Origin of the sequence: Rubrimonas cliftonensis, assembly GCF_900107585.1 — a bacterium.
Classification (GTDB): domain Bacteria; phylum Pseudomonadota; class Alphaproteobacteria; order Rhodobacterales; family Rhodobacteraceae; genus Rubrimonas; species Rubrimonas cliftonensis.
The window spans coordinates 102,069-114,252 of the sequence record NZ_FNQM01000004.1 but is presented as its reverse complement, the minus strand read 5'-3'; the positions used below and the strand labels follow the sequence as shown (position 1 = coordinate 114,252).

11 protein-coding genes and 1 tRNA gene are annotated in these 12,184 nt (G+C 72.1%); all 12 read left to right on the top strand.

Going from position 1 to position 12,184, the window contains the following annotated elements; all coding sequences use genetic code 11:
- Positions 1-89: 89 nt before the first annotated feature.
- Positions 90-165 (top strand) — tRNA-Ile (locus BLW43_RS08795).
- A gap of 218 nt (positions 166-383) precedes the next feature.
- Complete coding sequence (locus tag BLW43_RS08790; protein ID WP_217632128.1) at positions 384-1,484, top strand: LacI family DNA-binding transcriptional regulator; 1,101 nt, start codon at positions 384-386, stop codon at positions 1,482-1,484.
- Positions 1,481-2,539 carry a sugar phosphate isomerase/epimerase family protein gene (locus tag BLW43_RS08785; RefSeq protein WP_093251978.1) on the top strand — a complete coding sequence of 353 codons (1,059 nt, stop codon included), beginning with the start codon at positions 1,481-1,483 and terminating at the stop codon, positions 2,537-2,539. Before BLW43_RS08790 ends, BLW43_RS08785 begins: the two co-directional genes overlap by 4 nt.
- 31 nt (positions 2,540-2,570) lie before the next feature.
- Positions 2,571-3,746 carry a Gfo/Idh/MocA family protein gene (locus BLW43_RS08780; RefSeq protein WP_093251975.1) on the top strand — a complete coding sequence of 392 codons (1,176 nt, stop codon included), beginning with the start codon at positions 2,571-2,573 and terminating at the stop codon, positions 3,744-3,746.
- 239 nt (positions 3,747-3,985) lie between these two features.
- Complete coding sequence (locus BLW43_RS08775) at positions 3,986-5,305, top strand: ABC transporter substrate-binding protein (protein WP_093251973.1); 1,320 nt, start codon at positions 3,986-3,988, stop codon at positions 5,303-5,305.
- 267 nt (positions 5,306-5,572) lie between these two features.
- Positions 5,573-6,529 (top strand): carbohydrate ABC transporter permease, encoded by a 957-nt coding sequence (locus BLW43_RS08770; RefSeq protein WP_093251971.1) that lies wholly within the window; start codon positions 5,573-5,575, stop codon positions 6,527-6,529.
- Complete coding sequence (locus BLW43_RS08765; protein WP_093251968.1) at positions 6,526-7,467, top strand: carbohydrate ABC transporter permease; 942 nt, start codon at positions 6,526-6,528, stop codon at positions 7,465-7,467. Before BLW43_RS08770 ends, BLW43_RS08765 begins: the two co-directional genes overlap by 4 nt.
- Positions 7,464-7,661 carry a hypothetical protein gene (locus BLW43_RS08760; RefSeq protein WP_093251966.1) on the top strand — a complete coding sequence of 66 codons (198 nt, stop codon included), beginning with the start codon at positions 7,464-7,466 and terminating at the stop codon, positions 7,659-7,661. The genes BLW43_RS08765 and BLW43_RS08760 overlap by 4 nt, the downstream gene beginning before the upstream one ends.
- Positions 7,662-7,666: 5 nt before the next feature.
- Positions 7,667-8,080, top strand: a complete 414-nt coding sequence (locus BLW43_RS08755) for a GFA family protein (protein WP_175478818.1) — start codon at positions 7,667-7,669, stop codon at positions 8,078-8,080.
- A 4-nt stretch (positions 8,081-8,084) separates the two neighbouring features.
- Positions 8,085-9,179 carry an ABC transporter ATP-binding protein gene (locus BLW43_RS08750; RefSeq protein WP_093251954.1) on the top strand — a complete coding sequence of 365 codons (1,095 nt, stop codon included), beginning with the start codon at positions 8,085-8,087 and terminating at the stop codon, positions 9,177-9,179.
- Entirely contained in the window at positions 9,172-10,179 is a 1,008-nt protein-coding gene (locus BLW43_RS08745) for an ABC transporter ATP-binding protein (RefSeq protein WP_093251951.1), read from the top strand. Before BLW43_RS08750 ends, BLW43_RS08745 begins: the two co-directional genes overlap by 8 nt.
- A 76-nt stretch (positions 10,180-10,255) precedes the next feature.
- Positions 10,256-11,908 (top strand): dihydroxyacetone kinase subunit DhaK, encoded by a 1,653-nt coding sequence (locus tag BLW43_RS08740; RefSeq protein WP_093251949.1) that lies wholly within the window; start codon positions 10,256-10,258, stop codon positions 11,906-11,908.
- Positions 11,909-12,184: the final 276 nt, after the last annotated feature.

Below are 12,184 nucleotides of genomic sequence, written 5' to 3'. Positions count from 1 at the left end.
GTTAGCGAGAGGTTGCCACAATCAGTTTAATGAAGCCTTAATTGTCGCTGTTGACCACGAAACCTCCCGACAGGTAAGCGAATTCGCAGGGGCCCGTAGCTCAATGGTCAGAGCGGACCGCTCATAACGGTTTGGTTGGGGGTTCGAGTCCCTCCGGGCCTACCACCCCCGGCGACCTGGTCGAGATTGGACGATTTCTCGCATGGGCGGGCTGTTCCCCGCCTCCGCCCGGCAGCGTTGATCGCTGCGCCGGTCCGGCGATCCGGGCGCCCGCCCGGTGGAGAAGCGCCGAGGGCCCGGATCGGTCGCGATCGCCGGGAGGCTCGCCGAGAGGTAGCGCCGCCACGTCGTGATTGACGTACCTCAGACGCTGGCTGAAAGTGGTGCGCCAGCGGGGGGCGAAGGTGGGGCGGCCGACGGTAAACGACATCGCGCGCACGGCGAAGGTCAGTCTGGCCACGGTCGACCGCGTGCTGAACGCGCGTCCGGGCGTACGCCGCGAGACCATCGAGCGCGTGACGCAGGCGGTCGAGGCGCTCGGTTATGTCCGCGACGTCGCGGCGGCCAATCTCGCCCGCCAGCGCAGCTATCGGTTCGTCGTCGCCCTGCCCGACGCCGGCGACGAGTTCGCCCGCGCCCTGCGCGCCGCCATGGCCGGCGCCGCGCGGATGGTCGGCACGGACCGGGTGTCCGTCGAGGTGGTCGGTTTTCCCGCCGAAGACCCCCACGCGCTGGCGGAGCTGCTCAACGGCCTCGCCGCCCGCGACCGGACCGGCCGGCGCCGCGTCGACGGCGTCGCCGTCACGGCCGCCGAGACGCCCCATGTGCGTGACGCGATCCGGCGCCTCAAGCGCGAAGGCGTCGCTGTGGCGGCGCTGGTGTCCGACCTGCCGAACACCGAGCGCGATCATTTCGTCGGCGTCGACAACGTCGCCGCCGGCCGCACCGCCGGCGTGCTGATGGGGCGCTTTGTCGGCCCGCAGGGCGGCGCGGTCGCGGTGCTGGCGCGCTCGATGCTGCTGCGCGAGAGCATCGAGCGGCGGCTGGGGCTCGACGCCGTGCTCGCGCGCGACTTCCCCGCCGTCGTCGCCCGGCCCTCGCTGGAGGGGCGCGGCGACCAGGCGGCCGCCGCCCGGGCGCTGGCGGCGCAGACGGCGCGGCTGGGCCCGGCGCTCGGGGTCTACCTGCTCGGCGCCGATGTCGGCGCGCTCGACGCCCTGCCGCCCGCCCCCGACGGCGCCCGGCCCGTCGTCATCGCCCACGAACTGACGCCCGGCGCCCGCGCCGCGCTGGGGGACGGGCGCATCGACGCCGTCATCACGCAGGACCTCGGCCATGTCGCGCGCAGCGCCCTGCGCGTGCTGCGCGCCCGCAGCGACGGCGTCGCCATCGACCCGGCGCAGGAGCGCATCCGCATCGAGATCGTGATCAGAGAGAACCTGCCGGCGCAGACCGGCCCGGACCGGGAGGGGGAGACGACATGAAGACCATGCAGGGGCCCGCGCTGTTTCTCGCGCAGTTCGCTTCGGACGCGGCCCCGTTCAACGAGTGGGCGTCGATCACGCGCTGGGCGGCGGATTGCGGCTTCAGGGGGGTGCAGGTTCCGAGCTGGGACCGCCGGCTCTTCGACCTCGACCTCGCCGCCGAGAGTCGGGACTATTGCGACGCCTTCAGGGGCGTCGCGGTCGAGAACGGCGTGGCGGTGACGGAGCTTTCGACCCACCTCCAGGGCCAGCTCGTCGCAGTCCACCCCGCCTATGACGAGATGTTCGACGGCTTCGCCGACCCGGCAGTGCGCGGCGACCCCGCTGCGCGGCGGGTCTGGGCGGTGGAGCAGGTGCGCAAGGCGATCGTCGCCTCGCGCAATCTCGGCCTCTCCGCCCATGCGACCTTCTCCGGCGCGCTCGCCTGGCCCTACGTCTATCCGTGGCCGCAGCGCCCGCCGGGACTCGTCGAGGCCGCCTTCGACGAACTGGCGTCGCGCTGGCGGCCGCTGCTCGACCTCGCCGGGGAGCACGGCGTCGACCTCTGCTACGAGATCCATCCCGGCGAGGATCTGCACGACGGGGCCAGCTTCGAGATGTTCCTCGAACGGGTCGACCACCACCCGCGGGCGAAGATCCTCTACGATCCGTCGCATTTCGTGCTGCAGGCGCTCGACCACCTCGCCTTCATCGACGTCTATCACCCGCGCATCGGCATGTTCCACGTCAAGGACGCCGAGCTGAACCCGACCGGGCGGCAGGGCGTCTATGGCGGCTTCCAGCCCTGGGTGGACCGCGCCGGCCGCTTCCGGTCGCTCGGCGACGGGCAGGTGGATTTCAAGGGCGTGTTCTCGAAACTCGCGCAATACGGCTTCGACGGCTGGGCCGTGGTCGAGTGGGAATGCGCGCTGAAGCACCCCGAGGACGGCGCGCGCGAGGGCGCGGCCTTCGTCGCCGACCACATCATCCGCGTCACCGACCGCGCCTTCGACGACTTCGCCGGCGCCGCGGTCGACGCCGCCGCCAACCGCCGCTTGCTGGGGCTCGACCGATGAGCGCCCGCGGCGAAACCGGGGAGGACGGGGCATGATCGACGCCGCGCCTTCGAGCGCGCCCGGCCGCATCCGTCTGGGGATGGTCGGCGGCGGGCGCGACGCCTTCATCGGGGCGGTGCACCGCATCGCCGCCCGGCTTGACGACCGCTTCGCGCTGGTCGCCGGCTGCTTCAGCGCCGACCCGGCGAAGTCGCGCGCCTCGGGCGCCGAACTCGGCCTCGACCCGTCGCGCGTCTACGACGACTTCGAGGCGATGGCGCGGCGCGAGGCGCGGCTGAAGGACGGCGTCGAGGCGGTCGCCATCGTCACCCCGAACCACATGCACCTCGCCCCGGCGCGGGCGTTCCTGCGGCGCGGCGTGCATGTCATCTGCGACAAGCCGCTGACCGCGACGCTGGCGGAGGCGCGCCGGCTCGTCGCTCTGGCGGAGAAGTCCCACGCGCTCTTCGTGCTCACCCACAACTACACCGGCTACCCGATGGTCCGGCAGGCGCGCGCGATGGTCGCCGCCGGCGCGCTCGGGCCCCTGCGCGTCGTGCAGGCGGAATATGCGCAGGACTGGCTGACCGAACCGCTGGAGGCGACCGGCCAGAAGCAGGCGGCATGGCGGACCGACCCCGCCCGCGCCGGCCTCGGCGGCGCGACGGGCGACATCGGCACCCACGCCGCCAACCTCGCCTGCTTCGTGACCGGTCAGGCCATAGAGAGCCTCTCGGCGGAGCTGCACAGCTTCGTTCCCGGCCGGGCGCTCGACGACAACGCCCACGCGATGCTGCGCTTCTCCGGCGGCGCGAAGGGCATGCTCTGGTGCAGCCAGGTCGCGCCGGGCTGCGAGAACGGCCTGCGGCTGCGCGTCTACGGCGAGAAGGGCGGGCTGGAGTGGGCGCAGGAGAACCCCAACCTCCTGCGCTTCGCCCCCTTCGGCGAGCCGCCGCGCCTGATCACCCGCGGCGGCCATGGCGCCGGGCCCGAGGCCGCGCGCCTCACCCGCATCCCCCCGGGCCATCCGGAGGGCTATCTGGAGGGCTTCGCGAACCTCTACGCCGAGGCCGCCCGCGCCATCGCGGCCCGCCGCGACGGCCGCGCGCCAGAACCCGACGTGCTTTTTCCCGACGTCCGCGACGGGCTGGCCGGCGTCGCCTTCGTGGACGCCTGCGTGCGCAGCAGCCGGCGCGGCGGCGTCTGGGTCGGCCTCGCGCGGGCCTAGCGCGCCGCCGGGCCTCGCCCCCCCTGCCTTTTGAAGCGCTGTTAGGATCCGGGTTGCGGAGGGGAGCCCGTCCCCGACGGCGGCGGAGCTCGCCCGAACGCTGCGGAGAGAAGTCCCACCACTTCTGAGGTACGCACCTCATTTTTCCATGGACAGCGTTCCGTCGCCAGCCTTAGCCTGTGTTCCAGATCGAACGAGCCGGGGATTCGCCCCTGCCGCCCTCAGGGAGGAATGACCGCATGACCACCAGGCGCCTCATGTCGTCCGCGGCCGTCGCCGCGCTGACGCTCTCCGCCGCCGGCGCGGCGCAGGCCGAAAATCTCACGCTGTGCTGGGCCGCGTGGGACCCCGCCAACGCCCTCGTCGAGCTCTCCAAGGAGTTCGAGGCGCAGTCCGGCCACTCGATGAGCTTCGAGTTCGTGCCGTGGCCCAACTTCGCCGACCGGATGCTCAACGAGCTGAACTCCGGCGGCCAGCTCTGCGACCTGCTGATCGGCGACAGCCAGTGGATCGGCGGCGGCGCCGAGAACGGCCACTACGTCAAGCTGAACGACTTCTTCGACCGCGAAGGCATCAGCATGGACGACTTCGCCCCCGCCACGGTTTATGCCTACTCCACATGGCCCAAGGGCGCGCCGAACTACTACGCGCTCCCGGCGATGGGCGACGCCAACGGCTGGTTCTACCGCAAGGACTGGTTCGCACGGCCCGAAATCCGCGAGGCCTTCAAGGCGGAACATGGCCGCGAACTGGCCGAGCCGACGTCCCAGCGCGAGCTGATGGAGATCGCCAGGTTCTTCCAGGGCCGCGAGATCGACGGCCAGACGCGCTACGGCGTCTCGATCTTCACCGAGCGCGGCTCGGAGGGCATCACGATGGGCGCCACGGGCGCGCTCTACGCCTGGGGCTTCAAGTACGAGAACACGCCGGGCAGCTACGACATGGCCGGCGCGGTGAACTCGCCCGAGGCGGTCGAGGCGCTGGAGTTCTACAAGGAACTCTACCAGTGCTGCACGCCGCCGGGCTACACCAACGCCTACATGGAGCAGTCGCTCGACGCCTTCAAATCGGGCCAGGTCGCCATGGCGATGAACTGGTTCGCGTTCTTCCCCGGTCTCTACGCGGACCCCGACACCGGCGGCGAGCACATCGACTTCTTCGTGAACCCGCCGCAGAACGTCCCCGCCTCCACGCTCGGCGGCCAGGGCATCTCGGTCGTCGCCTACAGCGAGAAGCAGGACGCCGCGCTCGAATACATCAAGTGGTTCGCGCAGCCGGAAGTGCAGGCGAAGTGGTGGGCGCTCGGCGGCTACTCGGCGCACAACTCGGTGCTGAACGACCCCGGCTTCCCCGACAGCCAGCCCTTCGCCGCCGACTTCCTGAAGGCGATGGAGAACGTCCAGGACTTCTGGCAGGAGCCGGCCTACGCCTCGCTGCTGCTGGCGATGCAGAAGCGCCTGCACGACTACGTCGTGGCCGACCAGGGCACCGCGCAGGAGGCGCTGGACATGCTGATCGAGGACTGGACAGAGGTGTTCGAGGACGAAGGCAAGCTGTGACGCGGCCGGGCGCGCGGCGCGCCCGGCCTCCCTCACCCCGACCCTCTCCCGCAGGCGGGAGAGGGTGACCCCGGCGGCGCCGCGAGCGCGAAGCGCAGCTCTTTGCGCCGCGCCTTCGACCTGGCCGCAAGCAACTGGCGGCGCGCCCGACGCCCGGGCGCCGTCTCCGCCCCTCGCGCCCCCTCTCCCGCCTGCGGGAGAGGGCCGGGGTGAGGGCGTCGCCGCCGCCCGCCGCCGACACGCGGCGGAGCCAGCCAGAGGAAGACCATGACCGACGTCATCGCCACCGCAGCCGACCGCGCCGCCCGGGCCACGCCGCCGAGCGTCGCGCGCCGCGTGCGCGGCCTGTCGGACCGGGCGATCGCATGGCTCTTCGTCGCGCCGACCATCTTCCTGCTGCTGGCGATCAACATCTTCCCGCTGATCTGGACCATCCGTCTCAGCTTCACGAACTTCGCCGCCAACCGCCCCAACCGTGAGGTCGACTGGGTCGGCCTTCGGAATTACGAGCGGATACTCACCGACGGCGATATCTGGCTGTCGATGCAGGCCACGGCGCATTTCCTGTTCTGGACCATCGCCCTGCAGGTGCTGATCGGCTTCGCGCTGGCCTGGCTGATCAACCAGAAATTCCGCGGCGACGACCTGTGGACCACGATCATCGTGCTGCCGATGATGCTGTCGCCGGCGGTGGTCGGCAATTTCTGGACCTTCCTCTACCAGCCGCAGATCGGCCTCTTCAACTATGCGGTGGCGTGGGTGACGGGGGCCGACCCGTCCAGCTTCGAGATGCTGGGCTCGGTGACGCTGGCGCCCTGGGCCATCGTCATCGTGGACACCTGGATGTGGACGCCCTTCGTCATGCTGATCTGCCTCGCCGGCCTGCGCTCGATCCCCGAGTCGATCTACGAGGCCGCCGAGATCGACCGCGCCAGCCCCTGGCGACAGTTCTGGACCATCACAGTGCCGATGGTCGCGCCGTTCCTCATGCTGGCGGTGCTGTTTCGCGGCATCGAGAACTTCAAGATGTTCGATCTCGTGGTGCAGCTCACCGGCGGCGGCCCCGGCTCCGTCACCGAACTCGCCTCGATCAACCTCAAGCGCGAGGCGTTCGAGAAGTGGCGCACGGGCTATTCCTCGGCCTATGCGGTGATCCTGTTCGTCACGATCTTCGGCCTCGCCTCGATCTACGTTAAGGCGCTGAACCGGGTGAAGGCGCGATGAGCGCGCATTCCGTCACCGAGCCCTCGCCGGGCCGCAAGCGCGTCGCCGCGGCGCTGGTCGTCGCCTACGCGCTCATCACGCTGCTGCCGCTCATGTGGATCTTCGCGACCGGCTTCAAGTCGCCGCCCGACAGCATCGCCTACCCGCCGAAGATCGCGTTCGAGCCGACGCTGGAGGGCTACGTCAACCTGTTCACCACCCGCACCCGCGTCACGCCCGAGCAGCTTCAGGCGCTGCCGCCGCCCGACGGCCTCGCCGAGACCATCGTGCGCAACCGCGACATGGTGATCGCCGGCCCGTCGAAGTTCGGCGAGCGCTTCATGAACTCGGTGATCATCGGCTTCGGCTCGACCTTCCTGTCGATCTTCCTCGGCACGCTCGCCGCCTACGCCTTCAGCCGCTTCCGCATCCCGCTCAGCGACGACCTGCTGTTCTTCATCCTGAGCACGCGGATGATGCCGCCGATCGCCGTCGCGATCCCGATCTTCCTGATGTACCGCACGCTCGGCCTCAGCGACACGCATCTCGGCATGATCCTGCTCTACACCGCGGTGAACATCTCGCTGGCGGTGTGGCTGCTGAAGGGCTTCATCGACGAGATCCCGCGCGAATACGAGGAAGCGGCGCTGATCGACGGCTACACCCGCTTCCAGGCCTTCGTGAAGGTGGTGCTGCCGCAGGCCGCCACCGGCATCGCCTCCACGGCGATCTTCTGCCTGATCTTCGCGTGGAACGAGTACGCCTTCGCGGTGCTGCTCACCTCGGGGACGGCGCAGACGGCGCCGCCCTTCATCCCGACCATCATCGGCGTCGGCGGGCAGGACTGGCCGGCGGTCGCCGCGGGCGCGACGCTGTTCCTGCTGCCTGTCCTGGTGTTCACCGTGCTGCTTCGCAAGCACCTGCTGCGCGGCATCACCTTCGGCGCGGTGCGCAAATGAGGCGCGGCGCGGCATGGCTGGCGCGGCTGGCGCGGTTCCGCCGCGGGCCGTGGGAGATGCTGGCCTCGATCCTCATCGGCGCCGGCGTGCTGATGCTGATGCAGCCCTTCGCGCTGGCGCTCTACACTTGGAGCTTCGTCGTGACGCTGGCCGGCACAGTGCTGTTCATCGCCGCCAGCCATTTTCCGGAATGACCGCGATGGAGCCCATCCGCCGCGTCGCCCGCTGCTCCTGCGGCGCCCTCGCCGTCGAGACGCTCGGCGAGCCCGTCGTCTCGGGCATGTGCAGCTGTTCGGAATGCCAGCGCCGCACCGGCGCGCCCTTCGGCGTGTCCTACTACTGGGAGGAGGGCGACTGCGCGATCTCCGGGCCGTCGACCGCATGGAGCCGCGTCTCGCAGCGCGGTCGGCGCTTCACCCAGCACTTCTGCCCCACCTGCGGCGCGACCGTCTGGTGGCGGGGCGAGTTCCTGCCAGGCCGGATCGGCGTGGCCGGCGGGGCCTTCGCCGACCCCGCCCTGCCGGCCCCGCAGGTCGCGGTGTGGGACGGGATGCGCCACGCCTGGCTCGCCGGGATCGCCGATCTGCCGACCCACCCAGAACAGCGTTACTGACGCCATGGCCGAGATCGTCGTCAGCGACCTGCGCAAGGAGTTCGGGGCCTTCACCGCGGTGCAGGGCTCCAGCTTCACCGTGCGCGACGGCGAGTTCTTCATGCTGCTCGGCCCCTCCGGCTGCGGCAAGACCACCACGCTGCGCATGATCGCGGGGCTGGAGCTGCCCACATCCGGAACCATCGCGATCGACGGTGAGGATGTCAGCCAGCGCCCGGCGCGCCAGCGCGACATCGCCTTCGTGTTCCAGATGTTCGCGCTCTACCCGCACATGAACGTGCGCCGCAACATCGCCTATCCGCTCGTCAGCCAGGGCATGAGCCGCAGTGACGTCGCCGCGCGCGTCGCGGAGGTCGCCGGCGTCCTGCGCATCGAGGGCGTCCTCGACAGCCCCGTGGGCGGGCTCTCGGGCGGGGACCGGCAGCGCGTGGCGCTGGCGCGCGCCATCGTGCGCCGCCCCAAGGCGTTCATGATGGACGAGCCGCTCGGCGCGCTCGACAGCGAGTTCCGCGAGGAGATGGCGGAGGAGCTGCGCGCGCTCCACGACCGCATCGGCGCCACCACGGTCTACGTCACCCACGACCAGCTCGAGGCGATGCAGATGGGCGACAAGATCGTGGTGATGAACCACGGCGTGATCGAGCAGTTCGGTGCGCCGCAGGACATCTACGACCACCCCGCGACGCTGTTCGTGGCCGACTTCATCGGCAGCCCGCCGATGAACCTGCTGCGCTTCGAGGGCGCCGTCGCGCCGGGCGACGCCGTGGCGCGGCTGGGCGGTGCGTCGGTCGCGCTGCCGGCGCTGAGGCAGGGCGCGCGCGGCGCGCTGGCGCTCGGCGCCCGGCCCGAGCATGTCCGGCTCGGCGACGACGGGCCGCTGCGCGGGCGCATCGAGGCGACGGAATATCTCGGCACCACGCAGATCGTCACGGTCGAGACCGGCTTCGGCCGCCTGCGCGCCCGCCTGCCCGCCGCGGCGCAGGCCACGCCCGGCGAGCATGTCGGCGTCGGCTTCGTCGCGGAGACGCTGTCGCTTTTCGACGCGGAGACTGGCCGCGCCCTGCGCACCGCGGCCAACGAGGCGGCGCACCATGGCTGAGGTCGCGCTGAAGGGCGTCACGAAGCGCTTCGGCGCCGTCTCCGCCGTCGCGGGCATGGACCTCACCGTGCCCGACGGCGCCTTCATGGTGGTGCTCGGGCCGACCGGCGCCGGCAAGACGACGACGCTGAGGCTCGTGGCGGGGCTGGAGCGGCCCGACGCCGGCGAGGTGTTCATCGGCGGCCGGCGCGTCACCGACGAGACGCCCGCCGAGCGCGACGTCGCAATGGTGTTCCAGCAATACTCGCTCTATCCGCACCTGACCGTGCGCGAGAACCTCGCCTTTCCGCTGAAGTCGCCGCTGCTGCGCACCCCGCCGGCCGAGATCGCGCGCATCGTCGGCGAGACGGCGGAGATGCTGCGCATCGGCCACAAGCTCGACAACCGCGCGACCCGGCTTTCGGGCGGCGAGATGCAGCGCGTCTCCATCGGCCGCGCGCTGGTGCGCCGCCCCGCCGTCTACCTCATGGACGAGCCGCTCTCCTCGCTCGACGCCAAGCTGCGCGCCGATCTGCGGGTCGAGCTGAAGCGCATCCACGCCGAGATCGCCGCGACGCTCATCTACGTCACCCACGACCAGACCGAGGCGATGACCATGGCCACCCATGTCGGCGTGCTCGAAGCCGGCAGGCTCGCGCAGGTCGGCGGCCCGCGCGAGATCTACGAGAACCCCGTCAGCGCCCATGTCGCGGCGCGGCTCGGCCAGCCGCGCATCAACCTGCTGCCCGCGACGCTCTTCGGCCATGGCCCCGACCGCGCCGCCACGATCGGCCTGCGCCCGGAGCATGTGGCGCTCGACCCCGGCGGCGCCGAGGGCGCGCCCGCCGTGGTGACGCGGGTGGAGCGGCTGGGCGACCAGACCCGGCTGCATCTCGACGTCGCGGGCCACGCCCTCGTGACGCTGACCGACCCGCACACCGACCTCAAGACCGGCCGCGCCGTCGCCGTGCGCCCGCGCGACCCGCTGTGGTTCGACGCCGCCGGCGCCCGCGTGACCTGACCCGCCGCGGGAGCCGCCCCCCACGCGCCCAGTCCCCGCGCGCCCAGCCCCGCGCGCCCCGAAGGAGACCGAGACGATGCCAGACGCCGCGCCGGAAAGCGCCCGCCAGTTCATCAACGCCCGCGAGACGCTCGTCACCGAGGCCATCGACGGCGCCCTGCGCGCCTCCGGCGGCCGGCTGGCCCGGCTCGACGGCTACCCGCACGTCAAGGTCGTCGTCCGCACGGACTGGGAGCGCGACCGCGTCGCGCTCGTCTCCGGCGGCGGATCGGGGCACGAGCCCGCCCATGCCGGCTTCGTCGGGCGGGGGATGCTGACGGCGGCGGTCTGCGGCGAGGTGTTCGCCTCGCCCTCTGTGGACGCGGTGCTGGCCGGCATCCTCGCCGTCACCGGCGAGGCGGGCTGCCTTCTCATCGTCAAGAACTACACCGGCGACCGGCTCAACTTCGGCCTGGCCGCCGAGCGCGCCCGCGCCTTCGGAAAGCGCGTGGAGATGGTGGTGGTCGACGACGACGTGGCCCTGCCCGAGCTGCCGCAGCCGCGCGGCGTCGCCGGCACGCTGTTCGTGCACAAGATCGCGGGCCACCTCGCCGAGAGCGGGGCCGACCTCCTGACGGTCGCCGAGGCCGCGCGGGCGGCGGTGGCGGGCGCCGTCTCCATCGGCATGTCGCTCGACACCTGCACCATGCCCGGCTCGACGAGGGAGGCGCGCATCGCCCCCGGCAAGGCCGAGCTCGGCCTCGGCATCCACGGCGAGGCCGGCGTCGAGCAGGTCGATTTCGCCGGCGCGCGGCAGGCCATGGCGCTGGTCGTCGACCGGCTGCGGCCGCATCTGGGCGAAGGCGGCCACGCCGCGCTGATCAACAATCTCGGCGGCGCGACGCCGCTGGAGATGGCGGTGCTGACCGAGGAGTTCGCCCGCGCCGACATCGCGGGCCGGGTGGACTGGATCATCGGGCCGGCGGCGATGATGACCTCGCTCGACATGAAGGGGTTCTCGGTCTCGCTGCTGCCCGTCGACGACGCCGCGGCGGCGGCGCTGACTTCCCCGGTGGACCCCGCCGCATGGCCCGGCTGCGCGCGGCTCGCCCCGCCGGCGGTGCGCCCGCTGCCAGACGGCCTGACGCCGATCCGCGCCATGCCCTCGGCCCACCCGGAGCGGCGCGCGCTGCTGGCGCGGTGCTGCGCGATCATGATCGCCGCGGAGGCCGACCTGAACGCGCTCGACCTCAAGTCGGGCGACGGCGACACCGGCTCGACGCTGGCGACCGCCGCGCGGGCGCTGGACGCCGCGCTCGACAGGCTGCCGCTGGCCGACCCGACGCAGCTTTTCCGGGCCATCGGGCTGGAGCTGAGCCAGACCATGGGCGGCTCCTCCGGCGTGCTGCTGGCGATCTTCTTCGCCGCGGCGGGCGACGCCTCGGCCGGCGGCGAGGACTGGATCGGCGCCCTGCGCGCCGGGCTGGAGCGCATCAAGCAGGTCGGCGGCGCCGAGGAGGGCCACCGCACCATGGTCGACGCGCTCTCGCCCGCGCTGGCGGCCCTGCCGGACGGACTCCCCGCCGCGGCGAAGGCCGCGCGCGCCGGCGCCGACGCCACGGCGCGGATGACGCGCGCCCGCGCCGGGCGGGCGGCCTATGTCGGCGCCGACAAGCTGGCCGGCTGCAACGACCCCGGCGCCGAGGCCGTCGCCCGCCTCTTCGAAAGGCTGGAGCGCGAGACGGGCTGACCGCTGCCCCCGAACGGTCCCGGCGAAGGCCGGGCGCAGGCGGGAGGCGCGCTGCCGGGCTCCGGCGGCGTCGCAGCCCTGCAAGGCGTGGGCGACTTCGGCCTCACCGGCCGCCTTGTCGGGACCAACCCGCGCCGGCTCGCCGGCGTGGTCGCAGTCGCCGGCGGCTTCGCCCGCGCCGCCTTCGCGCCGAACGCCCGCAACCGCGGCGCGCTCGCGCGGCGGCGGCCTCGTTCCGTGACGCCCTGCGCGCACGGCTCGTCAACGTCTCCCGCG